Source organism: Luteolibacter sp. LG18 (genome assembly GCF_036322585.1).
In the GTDB taxonomy this organism is placed as follows: domain Bacteria; phylum Verrucomicrobiota; class Verrucomicrobiia; order Verrucomicrobiales; family Akkermansiaceae; genus Luteolibacter.
Genome location: NZ_AP024600.1, coordinates 3,685,957 through 3,706,201 on the forward strand (window position 1 = coordinate 3,685,957; position 20,245 = coordinate 3,706,201).

The window sequence follows — 20,245 nt, forward strand, 5'->3', positions numbered from 1 at the left end:
GATCAGATTCCGCTCTGCATCATCTTCGGACCCATCAGGAAGATCGGAAGGAAGGTGCCGATGAACACCGCGGCGATCAGGCCGACGGCGATGAGCAGCACGATGAAGCTGATGGAGGCGGTGAAGGTCGCCATGCAGTTCGTGGCGTCCTCCTCGTACATCTCGCAGAGCATCTGGAGCTGGCCGTCGAGCGAAGCGGACTTTTCACCGATGGAGAGCATGTGCACCACCTGGGAATCCACCGAGGTGTATTTCGAGAACGCGGTGGAAAGCGGCACGCCGGAGCCCTCATACTTGTCCGCCGCTTCCAGCAGCTCGCGGTAGAAGGGGGTGCCCTTCACGCTGTTTGCGGAAACGCGGATCGACTTGGCGAGGTTGATGCCGTTCGAGTGCAGCAGCTTGATCGTCGAGAGGAACGTCATCTGGCGCAGGCTCATGATCATCTGGCGCAGCAGCCGCCACTTCGACATGGCGAAGCCGAGGATGAAGTTACGGACCTTGTCCGATTGCCAGATGGTGATGGCCGTGCCGATGATGCCGAGGATCACGAAGGGCCACACGGCCTGGGTGGTGTGGCTGACGTTGAAGGCGATGGCGGTGAGACCGTCCGGCTTCTGGTTCACGCCCTTGAGCATGGTTTCCACCTGCGGGACGATCTTGCACTGGGAGACGATGAAAGCGGTGGTGAGCACCGCGATGATCACGGAGGGCATCACGGTGGCCTTCTTGATGGCCTTGTTGAAATGGGCCTCGCTGGACAGACGGGTGGCGAGTGCGCCGAAGGCCTGGTGGAGCTGGCCGGCATCCGCACCGGCCTGGATCAGACCCACGATCATCTCGCTGAAACGGCCGCTGCGGCGGAAAGCCTCGTGGACGCTCACGCCAGCCCCGATTTCCTCGCGGATCTTGAAGAGCGCGTCCGCCATGCCCTTGTTCGGCAGGCCTTGGCCGTAGTATTTCAAGGCGTCCGCCGTGTTGATCTGGGCACGGAGCATCGAGCCCAAGCCGCGGAACATGTGGATGAGCTCCTTCTTGGTGAACTCCTTCGGCTTCGCCGGGGCGCTCAGGAAAGAGAGAGCCTTCGGCGGCAGGGGAGCAGCCTTTCCGGCGGCGCCGGGCTTGCCGATGGTGGCGGATGGCGCGGGATTACTCATCGGTGTAAGTCATGTCGATGACCTTCGCCACGGCGTTGAGGTCGGTTTTTCCCTCCCGCAGCAGGCGCAGGCCGCTGCGGCGCAGGTTCGGCAGCTTGCCCTCCTGCTGGATCTTGATTTCCAGCTCGTAGGGGGAGATTTCGCCCTTCGAGAGCTGGTCGGAGATCTTCGGGGTGATCGGGATGATCTCAAGGATCGCCGTGCGGCCGCTGTAGCCCGAGTTCCGGCATTCGGAGCATCCACCGGGCTTTGCGGCGAAAACGGGAACATCCGCCCACGAATCATCCAGGCTGAAGGTGCGGCGGTCCAATTCGCTGACACCCGTCTGTGGTTCCTTGCAGTAGGGGCAGAGCAGCTTCACGAGACGCTGGGCACAGGCGGCCTTCAGGGTCTGCGCGATCTTCCAGCGCTCCAGGCCGAGCTGCTCGAATCGCTCGATGATCTGGGACGCGCGCGGGGTGTGGATGGTGGTGAGCACCTTGTGCCCCGTCACCGCGGCCTCGATGGCGAGCTCGGCGGACTCCGTGTCACGGACCTCACCCATGAGGATGATGTCCGGGTCGCTTCGCATGAAGGAACTGATCATCGGCTTGAATTCCTTCGGGCTCTTCAAGTCGCAGTGGGTGATGCCGGCCACCTCGTCCTCCACCGGGTTTTCCAGCGTGAGGATGTTCACCTCCGGGCGGTTGAGCTCGCGGAGGATGGCGTTGAGCGTGGTGGACTTGCCCGAACCGGTGGGGCCGGACATGACGATGATGCCCGCCGGGATCTTCATCACGCGGGCGAGTTCGAAGAGGGTCTCCTCGTCGAAGGCCAGCGTGCCCTTGCCCAGCGTCACGTTGATGTGGCTCTTGTCGAGCAAACGCATCGTCACGTGGTAGCCGCGGTAGGTGCGGTGGCGCTCGTAGCGGATGTCGATCGGGCGGTGGAAATAGGAGATGGTGAAGCGTCCCGAGATGCCCGGCGTGGTGTTCCGGATTTCCGTCGGCAGCTTCATCAGGTTCAGCAGGAAGGCATCCAGGCGGTCCTTCAGCTTCATCGGGATTTCGACCTTGTCGCCGAGGTCGCCGTCCACACGGAAGGTGTAGTAGAAGACTTCCTTCTCCACCTTGAAGTGGATGTCGGACGCGCGGATCTTCACCGCGTCCGCCATGATGGTGGCCACGAGCTGGGCCATCGGCTCGGAGTAGTCGGTCGTGACGTCGAAGTCCCGGATGCCGTCATCCATGTCCTCCACGTCGATCGCCTCCAGCTCGGAGCGGCTCGGACCGTTGTTGGTCCCCACCGATTCGATGGCGCGGCTGATCTCGGAGGCCAGCGTGACGATCTTGACGATCTCAAGGTCCGGGAAACGCGGCGCGAGGTATTCCTCCGCCAGCGGGCTCCAGGGGTTCGCCACCGCCACGATCAGGCGGTTCCCGGGGGAAAGGCAAAGCGGCGTGAAGAAGCCGCGGGTCATCACCGTGGGATCGCAGTAGGTGTGGAGCGCGGCGTCGCAGAACTCCGCCACCTTCGGGAAAAACGGCAAGCCGTTGATCCGCGCGATCGCCGCCATGAAACTGTAGCGGGTGACGCGGTTCGGGACCTGGTCATGCGCCAGATCCGCGTAGGAAGGATCGTGGATCCCCAGTGCGGCCATGATCCGCCGGCTGATCGATTCGTTGAAGGAGATGCCGTCGAACTCGATCATAAGCCGAAGTGCTTGCGGGTAAGGAAGGTCCAGCTCTCGTAGTCCATGCGGGCCACGGTCAGGAAGGGCTTGATGTCGAAACGGCGGTCCACCGCGGTGAGCACCTCCTCGGACATCAGCAGGGCCGCGATCGGGTTGATCGAAGCCACGCCGACGGCATCGGTGTCCTCCGCGAAGATCACGGGGGACAGCAACACGCGGGCGAGCTTGTGCAGGCTTTCGAAGGACTCGTAAAACGCGGACGGCGCGATCAGCTTTCCGGCGAAGGGGATCAGCGGCGGCGCGGGGCTCAGCGTGGAGGCCACCGCCTCGGAGAGCGATCCGATCACCGGGCCGAGGAATTCCTCGTCATACCCCTGCGCGCGGGCGACGCATTCCAGGAGTTCCACCGGGCGGTCTTCGGAAAGCGCGTTGTTGGCCTGGGTGAAGGCCGCCGAGATCTGGGCGTCGGTGGCGGCTCCGGTCGAGCGGAGCGCCTCGGCGGTGCGCCTGGCGCACTCCACCAGCAGGTCGTGGTGAGTGCGTGGCTTGCGTTCCTCACCCTCGCGGATGGGGTGGAACGGCGTGGAAGCGGGCTGCATGGTCACGGTGGTTCAGCGACGTGCGCGGCTGAAACGGGTGGCGGAGTCGCTGGTGTTGGAAGTGCTGGTCGTGCCGCCTTTGGACTCCGTCACACGGGGAGCCGGTGCGGGAGCCTGGGCAGGCGGGCAGAGGACGCTCTGCTCCTCGATTTCGCGGGGATAGAGTGGGGCCTGGTAGGGCTCCAGCCCGCGGATGCCGCGGCACAGGTTCGGCTCGTGGGCCGGACCCGGGTTGAGCTCATCGACCCAATCGTGATCCGGGGTGAGGGCCAGCTTGCGCTTGAGGGCCGCGTTAGTGCTGTTGGTCGCGGAGCGGGCGCGCGGGTTGTAGGAGGTCGGGGTGACGATGAAGACCAGGCTGGTCTGTTCCTTGGACTGCTCCTTGCTCTTGAAGAAGAAGTTGATCACCGGCACGTCGCCGAGAAGCGGCACCTTGTTCTTCTTGTCCGACTTGCTTTCGCCGTAGAAGCCGCCGACGACGAGCGAGTTGCCATCGGGCACGCGGGCCAGCGATTCGACCATGGACTCGGTCACACGCGGATAGACGTTTCCGGAAAGGGCGCTCTTGATCTGCTCGGTGATCTGGGCGGAACGCGGGCGCAGTTTCATGCGGACCGTGCCATCCGGAAGCAGGGTGGGGGTGACCACGATCGAGATACCGATTTCGCGGTGGTGCTCGGGGTCCTTGTCGATGGTGGAGTCACCCTGGTCGATCTTGTAGCGGACTTCTTCCGTGGCGGTGGTGCCGCCGGACCCGGCGCCGACGCTCTGGGTCGCCGTCACGATCGGCACGCGGTCGATGATGGAAATCGTGGCCTGCTCGTTGTCCTCGGTGATGAGGGTCGGGTTGGAAACCTGGGAAGCCAGGCCGCCCTCCGCGAGCGCGCGGAGCACGCCGCTGAGCTGCACCGGGCTGAGAACCAGAGAAGTGTTGCCGATGGTTTCGGCCACTCCGGTGTGGGATGTGACGTCGCCATCGCCGAAATCGGCAGGGATGCCGAAGATCGCGTTCAGGCTCTTGGCGAATTCCAGCTTGGTACCGGCGGAGCCGAGTGAACCATTCCAATCCACGCCTTCACGCTTGGCGGCGGTGCTGTTGACCCGGAGGATCTTGGTTTCCACCACGATCTGGCCGCGCGGCTGGTCGATCTTGTGAAGCAGGCCGCGGGCAGCCTCGATCTTCTGCGCGTTGTCGATGATGACCACGGTGTTGGTCTTCGGCTCGAACTCGACGACGCCGGACGGACTGAGCATCGGTTTGATCAGCGCCTTGATCTGGTCGAGATCGGTCGGGCGGAGATAGCGGAGCTGATACTCGAACTCGGCGCTCGGAAGTTGGGCGAGCTGGGCCTGGGTCAGCGCATAGACGGTGTTGCCCTTCGTGTAGAGGGTGAGGCCGTACATGAACGACAGCTCCTCCATCTGCTGGAGCGGGTTGCCGTCATTGAGATGGCCCGTCACGCGGTATTCGGGCGAGGCGATCTTGGCGTTGTGGAAATACTGGCGTCCGGCCTTTTTGGCGAGGAACTGGAAGATGTCGTTGAGGTTCGCTTCCTTGATCAGGTAGCCCTCCTCGGCCTGCTCCATGTCCTTCTTCTGCTGTTCCAGCGGACCGAAGCTGTTGTTGCCGGCGGCGGGGGCGGCCGGGGCATTCGGATCGGCGGGAGCGGTCGGCGCGATGTCCGGTGCGGTACCTGGCACGGCGGAGGGTGGTCCCTCGCCCGGGATGGTGCGGGCGGTCGGCGGCGCGGAGAAATTCGGCGGCACTCCGTTGTCCACGGGAGGCACCTGCTCAATGAGCGGGTCGCCACCGGTCTGGGCGTGCAGCCCGGCCGTGCACATGGCGGCGGCGAGCGCGACGAGGGAAAAGCGGTTCGGTTTCATGGCTGGCAAGGGAATGGGAACAGCGGGGAATCAATCAACGGGTGGTGCCACCGGTTTGGAATGGCGTATCGGGTCCGCCCACGGGGGATGGGAAATCGGAGCCACCAACTTCAAGGGGAGAATCGGGACGGTTCGGCTGCATGCCGGGAGCGATCCGGTTCACGCTGCCGCCCTTGCTCATGCCCGCGGGGAGCATGTCGAGCTTGATGGCACCGGTTTCGGAGTTCTCGACGTTGCGGAGCGTGATGCGCTCGGCGGAAACGTCGACCACTTCGCTCGGATAGTTGCGACCGCGATAGGAGAGCGGGAATCGGTCGCCTTTTTTGAAGGTGCGGGTGCCCACCAGAAAGCGGCCTTCGCCCGGGATGACGGTCGTCACCGGGATTTGGGCGACGATTTCGGAATACGGGGTCACCGGAATGGCGGCGGGCCGCGGGGCCGCGACGTGTTGGACCTTCGGCTTGATCGGCTTGGCCGCGGTGTCCTGGGCCTGGGCGAAGGGATCGGTGGTCCGGGTGCGGATCGCGAAAACGGTGGCGAGCGCCTCCACATAGCCGCCGACGTCCGAACCGGCGTATCGTGAGGGCAAGTCACTGACGGGGCCGACGGTCTCCGTCGGAGACTTCTCCATCGGCGGGACCACGGCGGTCTTCGCGCCCCCGTGGGTGTCCCCCTTGGCGGGTGGAGCCGGGGCGGGTTCCGCGGGCACGATGGTCTGGGCCGCCAGCGACATGGGCAGCAGGGCGGCGGCACCCAGGAGATGGATCAGTTTTCCCATGCCGTGTAGGTGACGTCGAAGTTGAGAAGGGAGGTCTGGCTCATGCTCGGGTCCATCTTCAGCTCGGTGAGCTGGAGCTGGGGCATGCGGGTTTCCAGTTCCAGGAAAGCGCGTTGCACGGTGCGGAAGGTGCCGCGCAGGCCGAGCCGGATCTGGGAGGACTTCTGGGCGGACACCGCGCCGAAGCCGCCGGAGCTGCTCACCGCGTCGAAGGCGGTCGGCTGGAATTCCTTGCCTGGCAGGGTTTCCTGGATCTTGCGGAGGTTCGCGGAGAGCGCGCTCTTGGTTTCTTCCGCCAGCTTGGCCTTCCACAGGTCCACGTGCTGGCGCTTGCGGCTCACTTCCGCCTCCACGCCCAGCGCGCCGATGCGGCTCTGTTCGTAGTTGGTGAACTTCTTCTGCTTGTCCTCGAAGTCGGTTTTCATACCGTTCGCGACGTAGAAGGCAGCCCCCACGACGATCACCGCCACCAGCAGGGGCAGGACGATTCCGAAGAGGGCGATGGATTGGCGGTAAAACATGGAAGGTGGGGTCGGAGGCCGGAAACGGATGCGTAACTGATTGATTCGGGCCGTATGACGATTAACAAATCGAAATAAACCACAAATGGGCGCAGGTTGTCCAGTTCGGGCGAAGCGGGCGCGGGAATTTACGGAACCTTGGCAACGCTGATGGCCATCGGGTCCGCGGATTCGAACCGCTGGGTGATGGTCAGGTCGAAGGTGAGCGGGTAGGTGTTCGGATCGTCGTCCTGGATTTCATCCGCCGGCCGTGGCTTGAAGGCGGAGTTTTCCTGGGTGCGGACGTTCGGCACGATGCTCCGGTTTCCGATATCGGTGCGGAACGCAGGGTTCTGCGTGATCCGCGCCAGTTCGGAGAAGATTGCGGAAATGCCTTCGCGGCTGTTGATCAGGTTCAGGCGATCAAGCGCCTCGTCGCGTGCGAAGCCGGTGATTTTCCATTCCTTCACGAAACCGGCCTTCGGTTGTCCCGGAGCCAGCTCTGTTTTGACGTTGTGGCTGAACCCCTTGATGAGGAAGCCACCGCGCTCGGGGAAGAGGCGGCACAGCAGCTCCATCGAGGTCCACGCCTTCGAGCGGTCGTCCAGCAGGTTGTCCCAGTGATTCACACGCTGGCGTTCGGCATTGAGGCCAGCCAGGCGCTGTTGCACGGCCTGGGCGGACTTCGGATCAAAGCCCCATTCGGGACGGCGGATCACGGTGAAGGCTTCCAGCAGTGCCCAGGTGAGGGCCAGCACCGCGCAGGCGGCGATGCCGAGGCGGATCATGCGGATGGCCCGAAGCAAGCGCATTTCACTCCGGCTCGGGTAGATCTCCGCGATATCGCGCGGGGTGGGCAGGAAATTCTGGAAGACCCACTGCTCGTTCTGGAAAACCGTGAAGGTGTGGCTGAGCGGCGCTTCCTCCGGATTGAGCGGCGGCGCGAGGGAGACCAGCAGTTCCGGCGTGTGGACCGGGAGCGCGGCGTGGGTGAGAGGGGTGACGGCCCAATCGACCTCTTCAACGAGGCTGGATGGAAACACCACACGCAGGTCCGCGGTGAGGCCGGGCTCGGCCTGCGGACTCAGGTTCAGCACGTAGACCTCGGGATCGATCAACTCCAATGCCGCGGTGGTCGTGGAGGCGGCGTGGCGGAGGTTCGAGGGGCGGCGCTGGCCGCGGTGCTGGAGCGTGCGCAGCAGTTGCAGGTCCGAGTGTTCGTTGAAGAACGCCAGGACGGTGAAATTCGAATAGTGCAGCACCGCCATGTAGGGGCGGCCTTCGGAGGGGCGGATCACCCGCGGGATCGCCAGCAGGGCGACCAAAGGCGCGCTCACGGCACGGGTCACCACCGGAAAGTTCGCGACTTCTCCGGCCATCCGGAGTTGGTCGAGGAACGGGCCGTACAGCCGCGTCAGCGAAATCACCGTGGCGATGGTCTCGCTGCCAGCGGCGGGGTAGGGGAGCACCCGCCAGGAGTTCTGGTCTGAAGGAATCGAGGTGTCGTCGAGGATCGACGCCGGATCGTTTTCCGCGGCGGCGCGCAGGTCGTTCAGCGCGCCGGGATTGTCGAAAGTCGGTTTGAGTTCGGTGGTGGCGAACTCGTCGGCCACGTGAAGGACCACGCCCACGGATGACGCACCCGCCTTGCGGGTGAACGCGATCACTTCGGACGCGAAGACCGCGGCCTTTTCCGGGTTCCTCAGCGTTTCATCATCGAGGTCCGGGCCGGGCAGCCATTCGCCGGTCTTCCGGTTGTAGGCGCGGGAAAGCACCCCGGAGCCTTCGGCCCGGAGGTGGAGTTGGAAATCGAGATCGAGGGCGTCCTGATACCAGGCCTCGTTACGGGCGCGGCTCGTGGAACGAAGGACGGAGCAGGCCTGCGAATAGCGCTGGAGCGGATTGAGGGCGCTCGGATGTTGGAAAGTGGCCAAGGGACCGGGGTGTCAGGGATTTCACAGCAAACCGGGGGGACAGCGGGGGAGATGCGGGGGAAGAAAATCGGCCCGCCCGCGAACGGGCGGGCCCGAGGTTAAGGGATAGACGTTCCGGGATTCCGGAACGGCTTCAAGGATCACCAATCCTTGATGTCTTCAGCCTTCGGGTTGAAGTCGGCGGCGTCGGAACCACCGGTGGTCACCATGTAGAGGGTGCCGATGTTCGGGATCACCGTCGGAGCGGAGATCGAGAAGCTGTAGGTGGTGCCGGCCGGGTGTGGCTTGGCGCCCACGCCGGTCGGATCGACTTCGATGAACTTGCCGGAACCGAACACGTCGGCCTGGAGCGTGGCGACGGTGTCACCGGCGTTCTTGCCGTTCATGTTGGAGTAGGAGCGCACGGCCTGCTGAACGTTGCGGATCTGCAGGATGGAGGCGGCACGGTCCGAACCCCGCTTCCAGGCGCGAGCGCCGATGAAGAGGATCGAGATGAGGGAAAGAAGGACGAGGATGACGACGGTCAGCTCGAGCAGCGTCATGCCCTTCTTGGTCTTGGCGATTGCCTTGGTTTTCATGTGGGTCAGGTATTGCAGTTGTTGGTTTACTTACGAATTGGGGGAGAGTGTTGGGATTACCAGTCCTTGATGTCGGCATCCTTCGGGTTGAAGTCGGCGAAGTCGGTGCCGCCGGTGGTCTTCATGTAGAGCACGCCGATGTTCGGGATCACCGTCGGAGCGGCGATCGTGTAGCTGTAGGTGGTGCCGGCCGGGTGCGGCTTGGCGCCGACGCCGGTGGGATCCACTTCGATGAACTTGCCGGAGCCGAAGACTTCGGTCTGGAGCGTGGCGACGGTGTCACCCGCGTTCTTGGCGTTCATGTTGGAGTAGGAGCGCACGGCCTGCTGGACGTTGCGGATCTGCAGGATCGAGGCGGCACGGTCCGAGCCGCGCTTCCAGGCACGGGCGCCGATGAAGAGGATCGAGATGAGGGAAAGAAGGACGAGGATGACGACGGTCAGCTCGAGCAGCGTCATGCCCTTCTTGTTCGTGAGGCGGAGGGTGTGGGATTTCATGTTGGGTGGGGTAGTGGGGTGTTTTTTATTTTGTATGGCTCAGGGGGTGGCGGAGGGAGCGGACTCCCTCCGCCTGAGAGGGGGTATTACCAGTCCTTGATGTCGGCGTCCTTCGGGTTGAAGTCGGCGAAGTCGGTGCCACCGGTGGTCTTCATGTAGAGCACGCCGATGTTCGGGATCACCGTCGGAGCGGCGATCGTGTAGCTGTAGGTGGTGCCGGCAGGGTGGGGCTTGGCACCGACAGCGGTCGGATCGATTTCGATGAACTTGCCGGAGCCGAAGACTTCGGTCTGGAGCGTGGCGACGGTGTCACCCGCGTTCTTGGCGTTCATGTTGGAGTAGGAGCGCACGGCCTGCTGGACGTTGCGGATCTGCAGGATCGAGGCGGCGCGGTCCGAACCACGCTTCCAGGCGCGGGCGCCGATGAAGAGGATCGAGATGAGGGAGAGGAGGACGAGGATGACGACGGTCAGCTCGAGGAGGGTCATGCCCTTCTTGTTCTTGAGACGCAGGGTATTCGATTTCATGTGTAGGGGATCTAGGGGATCAGTGTTGTTGGGGTTGTGTTGGTATTCAGCAGGAGAGGGATATCACCAGTCGCCGTGCTGGGGTGGCACGTGGTCGGTGGAGTTGGGCTGCGTGATGTTCGGGCACGTCAGGTAGAGCACGCCGAGGTCCGGGATCACGTCCGGGGCGCTCGCGGTGTAGAGACCGGCGCCGGCGGGGCAGACGGGTTCGTTTTCCATGTATTTTCCGAAGCCGATGATCTGGCTGCGGAGGCCCGGGGCCGGGGTATTGGGGTTCAGGCCATTGAGATTCGAGTAGGAACGCACCGCCTGCTGGACATTGCGGAGGTTCAGGATGCAGGCGGCTCGGTCGGAACCCTTCTTCCAGGCGCGCGCGCCGATGAAGAGAACCGCGATGAGCGAGAGCAGGACGAGGATCACGACGGTCAGCTCGAGGAGCGTCATGCCGGTCTTGCGTTTCGCGTTGTTGGAGATGTGCTTCAAGGAAAGGGGGAGTCGGTTAGAGCACCTCGGAATCGGAGCGGTTCATCCGGGCACTTTCATAGGTGGCCTCGGTGATGAGGCCCTGGCGGAGGAGGCGGCGCAGGTTGCCGTCCCATTCGATGTTGCCGGCGCGGCGGATGACGTCCTCCAGGGAGCGTGCGCCGCCGTCGTAGTTCGCGATCGCGCTGGCGACCGCGTCGTCGTTGTTCTGGAGGAACTCGTAGGTGAGCACGCGGCGTTGCGTGCCGTTGAGGAGACCCTGGGAGTGGATGAAGATCAGGATTTCGGAAAGGCGGCTCAGCACCGCGGTGTGGCTTTCCCGTGGATACATTTCCAGGATACGGCCGAGGGTTTTGACCGCGCCCGTGGTGTGCAGGGTGGAGAGCACGAGGTGACCGGTCTGGGCGGCCTCCATGCAGGTCTCCATCGCCTCGCGGTCGCGGATTTCCCCCAGCAGGATCACGTGGGGCGCCTTGCGCAGCACGTCCTTCAGACCCTGGCGGTAGGAGTGGACATCGCGTCCGACTTCCTGCTGGGTCACGATCGAGGGCGAGGGCATGCGGTGGCCGGCGTACTGCGGGTCCGGCATGTCGTCCGGGTATTGGTACTCGATCGGGTCCTCGACGGTGACGATGTGCTTCGGGTGGTTCCGGCGCAGCCAGTCGATGAGCGCGGCGAGGGTGGTGGACTTGCCGGAACCGGTGGGGCCGGTCACGAGGCAGAGGCCGGCGCGCTTGAGCACGCCTTGGCGCAGGGTCTCGGTGGTGTCCAGGTCGATGCCGAGCGTTTCGAGCTCCGGGATGAAATCGTTGAGGATACGGCAGGTGACGCCGAGGCCGGAGGAGCTGAGGTGGGCCTGGATACGCAGGCGGCCGGAGCGTTCGCCGTTGTCGCCCATCGGGATGCCGTCGCAGGAGAAGTCCGCCACCTTGGTCCTGGCGAAGTCCTCCATGGCCAGCGCGATCTTGTCGCCCACGCGCTCGTGGACATTGTCGTGCTCGCCGAAACCATGGCTGGCGCTTTCGCGGTTGCGGATGAGTTCCTTGAGGATCTCGTCCATGTTCATCGCGGAGAGCACGCCGAGGAAATCGAGTTTCTCCATGCCCTTGTTGGTGTGGATGTACACCGGGCGATCCGCGCGCATCTGGATGTCCGAGACGCGGAGCTCCTTGCAGAGGCGGAAAATCGTTCCCAGCAGGGCGCGACCATCCATCCCGTTGTGGAAACGCACCGACATCGCCGGGTTCGAGGAACCGGGCAGCGGCGGGGGCGCGGGGATGGTGGCGGAGACGGACATGGCGATCAGTTGGAGACCTGGACGGTGCCTGGCTTGCCTTCCAAACGGAGAATGGTGGCTTCCGCGGAGTTGCGGATGTTGACGACGAACTTGTATCGTTCGGTGATCTCCTCGCGGCGGAGAGGGGAGACGAGTTCCCAGTTGCCGGTGGCCGTCCACAGGTCGGCAAGTTGCCGGTGGCGGGCGAGGCTGTAGTCGATCACCCCGAGCACCTGGCGCATCTGCGCGGTGGTGAAACGCTGGGGTTGATTGAACATCAGCAGGATCTCGTTCTCTCCGGCGGAGGCCGCGGTGAGAGACGGGCGCGGGTCGTCGGAGACCTGCAGGCAGTATTGGATCGTTTTGTCTGCCAGCTTGGCCGCCATCGGCGTGAGCTCCGGGCGGGTGCCGAGCTCAGGCTCGGTCAGGAAAAGGTGATACGCGTTGTAGTTCGCGTAGTGGGAGGGATCGAGCTCGTAGGCGAAGCGGAGCTTGTCTTCGATCTCGCGGCGGATGGCGAAGCGCTGGGCCGGGCTGGCGGGCTTCGGATTGGTCCGCTGCTCGGAAACCTTGCTCAGGCGGTCGAGCCAGGCATGAAACCGCTCGGCCCACGGGCGGTCCGGAGTGGAGGAGGGGGCGGCGGCAGCCACCGGCATCGAGGGATCGATGTGGTGGTGCTCCGGATTGGTGCAACCCGGATCGTGGCAATCCTCACCACCGTGCCAGTAGGTGTCGATCGGTCCCTGCATCGCCATCGCGAACACTTCGCCGTAGGGGCTGCGTTTCACGCCGAAGGGATTCGAAGGAATGCACAGCGAGTCCTCCCCGACCAGCGGCCGCGACGTCACGATCCATGCCGCGGCACCCGTGCCGAGCAGGAGGTAAGTCAGGGTGTTGGACGAGGGGCGTCGCATGTCAGGCGAGGGACTTGGTCCGGAAGCAGAGGCGGGACAGGCCGCAGGAGAAGACGAGGATGGCGCTGAAGTAGGCCACCAGTTGCCAGAACTGGCCGGAGGCGATGGCACCTTGCTTGAAGTAGAGGCGCTGCGTGAGATCGGCCCAGCGGTACTGCGGGGAGAACTGCCAGATCGCGCGCAGGAACGGGTTCGGCTCCAGCTTCAGCATGTTGTCGAGGTAGCCGACGCCCCACAGGCCGTAGACGGCGAGGCAGAGGGTGAGGGCGTAGCCGGCGATGCCGCCGAAGCGCGAGGCGATCGCCACCGCGAGGCCCAGCAGCGGGGCCATGGCGAGCAGGAACAGCGCGAGGTATTGGAAATTCATCGTCCACCACATGCCGTGTTCGGCGGGATCGTTCGGCATCGCGAACAGCACGCACACGCCGGTGCCGAGCAGGGCGACCGGAATGATGAAAACGAGGATCGCCAGCCAGATTTCCAACCATTGGCGGGTGGCGGAAACCCCGGTGGTGAGGAAGTAGTCGCCGAGGCCGGACTTGGTGTTCGCCTCGCCTTGGCGGGAGGCGGTGAAGAGTCCCCACAGCAGGGTGCAGGCCCACACCGCCGTCCACGTGGCCTGGATGCGGGCCGGTTGCAGCACCAGCGGACGCTCGGTGGCGGTGGAAATCATCGGCAGCAAAAACGGCAAAACCACCACGGCGAAGGCGCAGATCGCCCACGCCTTGCGGCGAAAAATCGTCGATGCTGTAAGACGGAAGAGGCGCATGGGTTCAGTTCAGGCGGGCCTTCAGGCTGCTCCAGGTCTGGTCGGGTCCGGTAAAATGGGAGATCTGGCCCTGCTCGATGACCACCGCGCTGGGCATGGGCATCGAGTCGTAGTCCGGATGGCAGCTCACGAGGCGCAGCACATGGTTGCGGCTGCCGGTCCACAGTTCTTCAAAGCTCTCGCGGGCGTAGGCATCGAGGCCGCTGAAGGGCTCGTCGAGGAGCAGGATGTTGCCTTCGTCCGGGCGCACGGAGAATTCCGCGAGGATCAGGCTGGTCTTGCGGCGGTTGCCGGTGGAGAGACGGCCGTAGGGCTTCTTGATGTCCAGCTCGATGCGCTCGGCCAGTTCCAAGGCTGGCTTGAGGACGTCTTTGGACAGAAGGGAGCGGAAAATGGCGCTCACCGGGATCTCCAGGTCGAAGCGGAGGTCTTCCGGGAGATATTGCATGTAGCCGCGTGCTTCGAATTCGCCGTTCAGGCGCTTCAGCGTGCGGGCCAGAGTGCGGAGCAGGGTGGTCTTGCCGCGTCCATTTCGTGCCAGCAGGAAATGCGTGCCGCTGGTCAGCGAAATCTCCTTCTCGTTGCGCGCAAGCGGCCGGGTGTAACCGATCTCAAGACCGGCACCCAGGCGAATCAGGGGCGTGGACGAGGTGGATGTCATGCTTTTTGCAAGATCAGGCCGGGTTCTAACGATTTTGGGTAAATATTCAAGAAAAATTAAATATTTGCCGTTCGTTTACGTTCAGACGGTAGAAATATTTAGGGAATCAGGCAATAAATTTTTGAACGGTTAGGATTACCGATTGTCTAATTGCTTTACGCACTGTGTGTTCATGCGCTTTGCAATTTTTGCCGTCTTCCCCCTTTTAAGGCATCTTGAAGGTCTGGGCTAGTGCGTGATCGCGTAGGTTCAGGGGCACGCGAATCGGGAGCCGGCAGGTCTGGATTCGCCATTGGGGAGGGGCTGAAAACCGCGTGACTCCGGGGTTTCCGACCCCCGGAATGAAATTCGCGGGTTTTTCCGCGTGACGGGCGGGGGTGGGGTGTTAAACACCGGCCATCGGCAACATGGCGGGCAAGCTCACGTATCAACAGGCAGGGGTGGACACGCGCAAGGCGGCCGCTCTGGTAGGGGACATCAAGACACACGTGGCTCGCACCCAGGCGAACCGCAAACTGTTCGGCGCGTTCGGGCTCTTCGCGGCCTGCTACGACCTGAGCTCCTACAAGGAGCCGGTGATGATGACTGGATGTGACGGTGTCGGCACCAAGCTGGAATTGCTCCTGGAGCACGACCTCCTCGAAACCGCGGGCAAGGACCTGGTGGCGATGAGCGTGAACGACATCCTCACCACCGGCGGCGACCCGCTGCTGTTCCTCGATTACATCGGCATCGCCGCCCTCGACGAGGACAAGATCACCCGCCTGATCGGCGGCATGGCCGACTATCTGGAGGCCTGCAATTGCATCCTGGCTGGCGGCGAGACCGCCGAAATGCCGGGCATCGTCCCCGTGGACGTGATCGAACTTTCCGGTTTCTGTATCGGCTGCGCTGAGAAATCCGACCTCATCGACCCGACGACTGTGGCGGTGGGTGACGTGCTCATCGGCTACGCTTCGGACAGCATCCACGCCAATGGCTGGTCGCTGGTGCGCCGGGTCCTCAAGGACCACGCCCCGGACGTGACGGAAGAAGAACTCGGCGCCTGGCTCCAGCCGACGCGCCTATACCACGATGTGGTGAACGACCTGAAGGCCTCCGGCGTGAAGCCCAAAGCCATGTCCCACATCACCGGCGGGGGACTGCCGGAGAACCTCGAGCGCCTCTTCGTGGGAATGGGCGCCGATCTGGAGATCCCGAAGTGGGAGCTCCCGGGCATCGACAAGCTCCTCGCACACGTGGACGCGGAAGACCGCTTCCACACCTTCAACATGGGCATCGGCTGGGTCGCCATTGTTGCCGAGTCCGACGTGGAATCCGCCCTCAAGGCGGGCCCCGGCGGAACAATTATCGGTCGCATGGTTGACGCGGAAGGAGTCCGTGTAAAGGTGCGGGGCGAGTGAGGCCGAGCCAAACTTCCGGTAAATGAGCGACTTCCTGAAACACGAGTGCGGGATCGCCGCTGTGCGACTCCGCAAACCCCTGGCGTATTATCTGGATCGTTACGGCTCCTGCCTATGGGGCTTCAACAAGCTGTTCCTCCTCATGGAGAAGCAGCACAACCGCGGACAGGACGGCACCGGCATCGGCTGTGTCAAACTGGACATGCCGCTGGGCCAGCCCTACGTCCAGCGCCGCCGCGGTATTGAAAAGGACGCCCTGGCCCGCATCTTCCAGAAGGAGGTGAAGAGCTTCCACAAGATGGCGCGGAAGGGGCTCCTGGATCCGAAGGACCCCGCCAGCGTCAAGGAGCGCTACGATTTCGGCGGTGAAATCCTCGTGGGTCACCTCCGCTACGGCACCTCCGGCGAGTTCGACGAGGGCTCCTGCCACCCGTATCTGCGCCGCAGCAACTGGCCGACCCGCACCCTGATGGTGATGGGGAATTTCAACATGACCAATGCCGGGGAGCTGAACCAAGTGCTCATCGAGCGCGGCCAGCACCCGGTTTTCGGCACCGATACCCAGACCGTTCTCGAGGAGATCGGCTACCATCTCGACGAAGCCCACACCGACCTCTACCGGAAGCTCCGGGACGCGGGCGTGGACGGCCGCGAGATGCCGGCCCGGATTTCCGCCGAGATGGACATCCCCCGCATCGTCGGGGAGTCCGCCCAGCCATGGGACGGCGGCTACGCCATCTGCGGCGTGGTGGGGAATGGCGACATGTTCGTGATGCGTGATCCGCGCGGCATCCGCCCCTGCCACATGCTGGTCACGGACGAGGTGATCGCCTTCGCCTCCGAGCGGGTGCCGCTCATGACGGTGTTCGAAGCCTCCGCCGACCAGGTGAAGGCGGTCGATCCGGGCTCGATCATCACCATCAAGGCGGACGGGTCCTTCAGCGACAGCGCGTTTTCCCCGCCGCAGCGCTACACCCCGTGCTCCTTCGAAAAGATCTACTTCTCCCGCGGCAATGATCCCCAGATCTACCGCGAGCGGAAGGCGATGGGCGCGGCCCTCGTGTCGCAGGTGGTCGATTCCATCGACGGTTCCTTCGACAAGGCCGTCTTCTCCTTCATCCCGAACACCGCGGAGACCGCCTACTACGGCCTGATGGACGGCCTGCGTCTCTACCGCCGCCAGGAGGTCCGCTCGGAGATCCTGAAGGCTGTGGATGCCGGCAACCTCACCGCCGAGAAGCTGGACGAGCTGATCCTGCGGAACTGGCCGCGCGGCGAGAAACTCGCCCACAAGGACATCAAGATGCGCACCTTCATCTCCCAGGAGAAGGGCCGCGACCAACTGGTATCCCACGTCTACGACATCACCTACGGCATTGTGAAGAAGGACGACGTGCTCGTCGCGCTGGACGACTCCATCGTCCGTGGCACCACGTTGAAGAAGTCGATTCTGAAGATCTTGGCCCGCACCGAGCCGCGGAAGATCGTCGTCTGCTCGACCGCCCCGCAGATCCGCTACCCGGACTGCTACGGCATCGACATGGCGGACATCGGCAAGTTCATCGCCTTCCAGGCCGCCGTCTCGCTCCATCGCAAGGCGGGCCGCCAGTCGCTCCTCGACCGCGTCTATGACGAGTGCCGCGAGGAGATGAAGAAGCCTGCCGCCGAGCGGATCAACCGTGTCCAAGGCGTCTACGCCGACTTCACGGATGAGGAAGTCTCCGAGGAAATCAGCCGCATGGTCTATCCCGAGGACATCGACTGGAACGGCGAGGTGCAGGTGATCTTCCAGACCATCGAGAACCTCAAGGCTTCCATCAAGGGTGACAGCGGCGTCTGGTACTTCACCGGCGACTACCCGACCCCGGGTGGCTACGCGATGGTGAACAACGCCTACATCCGCTGGTACGAAGGCGTCGGCGGCCGCAGCTACGACCTGCCGCTCTAACTCTGCGTAGCCGGAGTCGTAAGACTTCGGGTAGGGGAGATCCCCGCCCATCCCTAGAATTCCCAACGCTCTTCATCTCCCGCAGATGAAGAGCGTTTTCGTTTTAGAAATGTAGCTGAAGGCTCCAGCCATTCGGAATGGATCGGATGGCCCCAGTCGTCCGCCTCGGGCATGGAGATCGCTTGGTCGATGAGGCATCGCCAGATGGAATCATGATGAGTCGGGAGCCCCGTCTTCCTCCATTCCGCCGCGACGGATTGCGGGGTCGATCAGTGGGCTCCCACTCTTAAGCCTCTAACGAAAATCACATCGGCGCATGCTTGGATCGATAGGGTGTGGTGAGATCCGGATGCGGAATAAAGCTTTCATCCTTGCTGGTGTGATTCTATAAAAAGTTCGGATTAAAAGATATATGAATTGGATCCCGTTATTCCTAATTGCTCTTTCGCTCCCGCTGCTCGCTTCTTGTGCGGCGGGAGGGGCGAACTCACCGAGGTCTCGCGATGTCAATAAACCCTCGGAAATGGGTGTCGATCCGACTGGCGAAAGCAAGCGGGTGATGAACGCCCGTATATTGATCCCGTCGGCGGATGGGAGCATCAATGTAAGGCTTGTCACCTCGTCAGGCGAGGAGATCAAGGCTGCGTGGCCGGGATGGGATCATGCAATGTTCGTTAACACGCGTCGGCATGGAAAGGATTGCGTGAGCTTGCATGATCAAAAAGTCCTGAGGAACCGGGCGGCTGCGAGGATCGCTTCTTCTCAGGAATACCGGGTCGAGATACTAACTCAAAATCGTGTCGATTTCTGTAATATTTTGCAGATCTCGAAGGATGATCACATCGTGATTGATGCCTCTGTTTGCCAAGTCCACAAACTCCCCATGAAGCGTCAGATGGAGGAGATATACTCGGCGGAAGATTATCCCGAATCGTTTTTCCCACGACAAAAGAGAGAATTTCCAAATGATGGAAATTTCTATTCCGCGTGTAGTTCTCGGAGCGATCCGACCTGGATGTGTCCTGGATGCCGCCATGGCTATGACCGTTGGGCCAAAAGGCATGATTTGAAGCAATGAAATTTGCACCAGCGTGAATGGGGCATGGACGTAGAGCGGTTTCCCAACCTTGGTGCCGCGCTTCATGAAATCGATGGTCCGCAGCTCTTGCGTCCGGTTGTGAGCTCGGGCGCAACACGGATCGTGTGGGAGAATAAAGGCGGACGTTTTCCGCAGGGTGGTGGCTACGCCGTAGTCTTGGGCTACGATACGCAAACACTTCGGGGCAAATAGGTCGTGCGGGAAGGCATTCTTCTTTCAATTTCCCGTCGGGGCCATGATGGAGGCAGGAGGTGCGGACGGTGGCACGGACCAGCTGCCGGGCATGTCCGGTTTCGCGGGATCGAAGGTCGCCAGATTCGGGACCTGCGTGCGGATGCCTTCCGCCACGCACCTCGCCCAGCAGCCAGGTGCCGAAGGTATTGAAATAGTAGAATACTTCGGGGCAATCTATGACAGGAGCGGAACTTGATTTGCGTTTCATCTTTCTGACATCGAGCTTCATGAAGTTTCTATTCCTCTGCTGTTTCGTCTTTCTCGGGCAAGGCCATGCGGAGGTCGCTTTGTCCCGGCTGCCGTCGGCCTTGCGAACCTATGTCGAGCGGCGCAATGCGGAGGCCAAGGCTTTGATCGAGTTGGATCAGAAGACCATGCCGTCCTTGAGATACGAACCCCGAATCGTGGCGGCGCGGAATTTGGGGAGGGATGGTTGGTTGCTGGCGCTGCAATTCGGATTCACTGGAGAGAGGGCGCATGTGAATGTGACGGACGTGGTGTTGGTCACGGAGCAGGGGAAGGTGCTGAGGAAGTATCCATCGGTTTCCTACATGGATGACAGGATGCCGCATCTGAGGTTCGCGGTGCTCGGCGACTTGGTAGGCGCCACCGCGGTCCGGTTGGGGGGCGACGGGCTTTGGATCGTGGTGGCGGTATCTGGGTCGCGATTCGGTGCAGGTCGGGTGATGATGGTCTCCGCGGAGGGGGATGTCGTGCAATTCGCGCGTGAGAACGAGGGCTATGCGTGCTTTTCGGAATCGATGATCTATTTCGATGATGTGGACGGCGATGGTAGGAAGGAAATCCTGATCAACCGCCGCATCCATACCCGGTTGCCGCACGGGCCATACGACGGGATCACTCCTTATCAATATGAGAATCAGAAGCTGGTGTACCGGATCGGGAAGCGGGGAGTGGGCATCAAGCCTCTCGATTTTTCCAAGGAGCAGCTTTTCCGGTGTATCTCTTATTGCAAGCGGCACCCGGAGATTACGCACATCGCCCAATATGGCTTGCCTTACGAAACCAGTCGTCATCCGGATCTGGGGGAAGCGATTTTTCCCCGTGATGGTGAGTTTGGCGGTTGGCAATACCGGCGCAGTGCGCGTCCTGATCTCCTGCGCCAGCCGGATGACGAGCCGCCAAAATTGATGCCGCGGAAACCGGAGCCGCTTTGATGGGGGCGTTGTAGCCGAAAGCTCTGCTTTCGGATTGTCGCCGCCAGCTCCGTTGGCGGTTGCCGGTTGGGCCAAGCGACGTCCACCCCGCCGGACGACAGAGCCGTCCGATACACTCTGAAAGCGGAGCTTTCAGCTACGTTGGGGGACGAAAGCG

19 protein-coding genes are annotated in these 20,245 nt (G+C 62.7%); 4 read left to right on the forward strand and 15 right to left on the reverse strand.

Going from position 1 to position 20,245, the window contains the following annotated elements; all coding sequences use genetic code 11:
• Window positions 1-2: 2 nt before the first annotated feature.
• From llg_RS14735 to llg_RS14805, 15 genes are all read right to left on the reverse strand, one after another.
• The gene (locus tag llg_RS14735; protein WP_338285437.1) at window positions 3-1,154 is read right to left on the reverse strand and encodes a type II secretion system F family protein; all 1,152 of its coding nucleotides are present in this window, start codon (window positions 1,152-1,154) and stop codon (window positions 3-5) included.
• A complete protein-coding gene (locus llg_RS14740; protein ID WP_338285438.1) occupies window positions 1,147-2,844 on the reverse strand; it encodes an ATPase, T2SS/T4P/T4SS family in 1,698 nt (565 codons plus the stop codon). The genes llg_RS14735 and llg_RS14740 overlap by 8 nt, the downstream gene beginning before the upstream one ends.
• Complete coding sequence (locus tag llg_RS14745) at window positions 2,841-3,425, reverse strand: hypothetical protein (RefSeq protein WP_338285439.1); 585 nt, start codon at window positions 3,423-3,425, stop codon at window positions 2,841-2,843. Before llg_RS14745 ends, llg_RS14740 begins: the two co-directional genes overlap by 4 nt.
• Window positions 3,426-3,437: 12 nt before the next feature.
• Window positions 3,438-5,309: a secretin N-terminal domain-containing protein gene (locus llg_RS14750; protein ID WP_338285440.1), complete on the reverse strand. Its 1,872-nt coding sequence runs from the start codon at window positions 5,307-5,309 to the stop codon at window positions 3,438-3,440.
• A 34-nt stretch (window positions 5,310-5,343) separates the two neighbouring features.
• Window positions 5,344-6,087: a hypothetical protein gene (locus llg_RS14755; RefSeq protein ID WP_338285441.1), complete on the reverse strand. Its 744-nt coding sequence runs from the start codon at window positions 6,085-6,087 to the stop codon at window positions 5,344-5,346.
• Window positions 6,075-6,608 carry a hypothetical protein gene (locus llg_RS14760; protein WP_338285442.1) on the reverse strand — a complete coding sequence of 178 codons (534 nt, stop codon included), beginning with the start codon at window positions 6,606-6,608 and terminating at the stop codon, window positions 6,075-6,077. The genes llg_RS14755 and llg_RS14760 overlap by 13 nt, the downstream gene beginning before the upstream one ends.
• A 128-nt stretch (window positions 6,609-6,736) precedes the next feature.
• A complete protein-coding gene (locus llg_RS14765) occupies window positions 6,737-8,521 on the reverse strand; it encodes a hypothetical protein (protein WP_338285443.1) in 1,785 nt (594 codons plus the stop codon).
• A 140-nt stretch (window positions 8,522-8,661) separates the two neighbouring features.
• Window positions 8,662-9,099 carry a prepilin-type N-terminal cleavage/methylation domain-containing protein gene (locus llg_RS14770; RefSeq protein ID WP_338285444.1) on the reverse strand — a complete coding sequence of 146 codons (438 nt, stop codon included), beginning with the start codon at window positions 9,097-9,099 and terminating at the stop codon, window positions 8,662-8,664.
• 56 nt (window positions 9,100-9,155) lie between these two features.
• The gene (locus tag llg_RS14775) at window positions 9,156-9,596 is read right to left on the reverse strand and encodes a prepilin-type N-terminal cleavage/methylation domain-containing protein (protein WP_338285445.1); all 441 of its coding nucleotides are present in this window, start codon (window positions 9,594-9,596) and stop codon (window positions 9,156-9,158) included.
• Between the two features lie 86 nt (window positions 9,597-9,682).
• Window positions 9,683-10,123, reverse strand: coding sequence for a prepilin-type N-terminal cleavage/methylation domain-containing protein (locus llg_RS14780; RefSeq protein WP_338285446.1), 441 nt, complete (start codon window positions 10,121-10,123; stop codon window positions 9,683-9,685).
• A 63-nt stretch (window positions 10,124-10,186) separates the two neighbouring features.
• A complete protein-coding gene (locus tag llg_RS14785; protein WP_338285447.1) occupies window positions 10,187-10,606 on the reverse strand; it encodes a type II secretion system protein in 420 nt (139 codons plus the stop codon).
• A 16-nt stretch (window positions 10,607-10,622) separates the two neighbouring features.
• Complete coding sequence (locus llg_RS14790) at window positions 10,623-11,903, reverse strand: ATPase, T2SS/T4P/T4SS family (RefSeq protein WP_338285448.1); 1,281 nt, start codon at window positions 11,901-11,903, stop codon at window positions 10,623-10,625.
• 5 nt (window positions 11,904-11,908) lie between these two features.
• A complete protein-coding gene (locus llg_RS14795; RefSeq protein WP_338285449.1) occupies window positions 11,909-12,796 on the reverse strand; it encodes a hypothetical protein in 888 nt (295 codons plus the stop codon).
• Window position 12,797: 1 nt separating this feature from the next.
• Window positions 12,798-13,565: a hypothetical protein gene (locus llg_RS14800; protein ID WP_338285450.1), complete on the reverse strand. Its 768-nt coding sequence runs from the start codon at window positions 13,563-13,565 to the stop codon at window positions 12,798-12,800.
• A 4-nt stretch (window positions 13,566-13,569) separates the two neighbouring features.
• Window positions 13,570-14,226: a hypothetical protein gene (locus llg_RS14805; RefSeq protein ID WP_338285451.1), complete on the reverse strand. Its 657-nt coding sequence runs from the start codon at window positions 14,224-14,226 to the stop codon at window positions 13,570-13,572.
• 407 nt (window positions 14,227-14,633) lie between these two features.
• Here llg_RS14805 and purM point away from each other — a divergent pair, with 407 nt between their 5' ends.
• The 4 genes from purM (at window position 14,634) to llg_RS14825 (ending at window position 20,088) form a co-directional block, all read left to right on the forward strand.
• The gene (gene purM, locus llg_RS14810) at window positions 14,634-15,629 is read left to right on the forward strand and encodes a phosphoribosylformylglycinamidine cyclo-ligase (RefSeq protein ID WP_338285452.1); all 996 of its coding nucleotides are present in this window, start codon (window positions 14,634-14,636) and stop codon (window positions 15,627-15,629) included.
• Between the two features lie 22 nt (window positions 15,630-15,651).
• Entirely contained in the window at window positions 15,652-17,577 is a 1,926-nt protein-coding gene (locus llg_RS14815) for an amidophosphoribosyltransferase (protein WP_338285453.1), read from the forward strand.
• A 523-nt stretch (window positions 17,578-18,100) separates the two neighbouring features.
• A complete protein-coding gene (locus llg_RS14820) occupies window positions 18,101-18,655 on the forward strand; it encodes a hypothetical protein (protein ID WP_338285454.1) in 555 nt (184 codons plus the stop codon).
• A 482-nt stretch (window positions 18,656-19,137) separates the two neighbouring features.
• The gene (locus tag llg_RS14825) at window positions 19,138-20,088 is read left to right on the forward strand and encodes a hypothetical protein (protein ID WP_338285455.1); all 951 of its coding nucleotides are present in this window, start codon (window positions 19,138-19,140) and stop codon (window positions 20,086-20,088) included.
• Window positions 20,089-20,245: the final 157 nt, after the last annotated feature.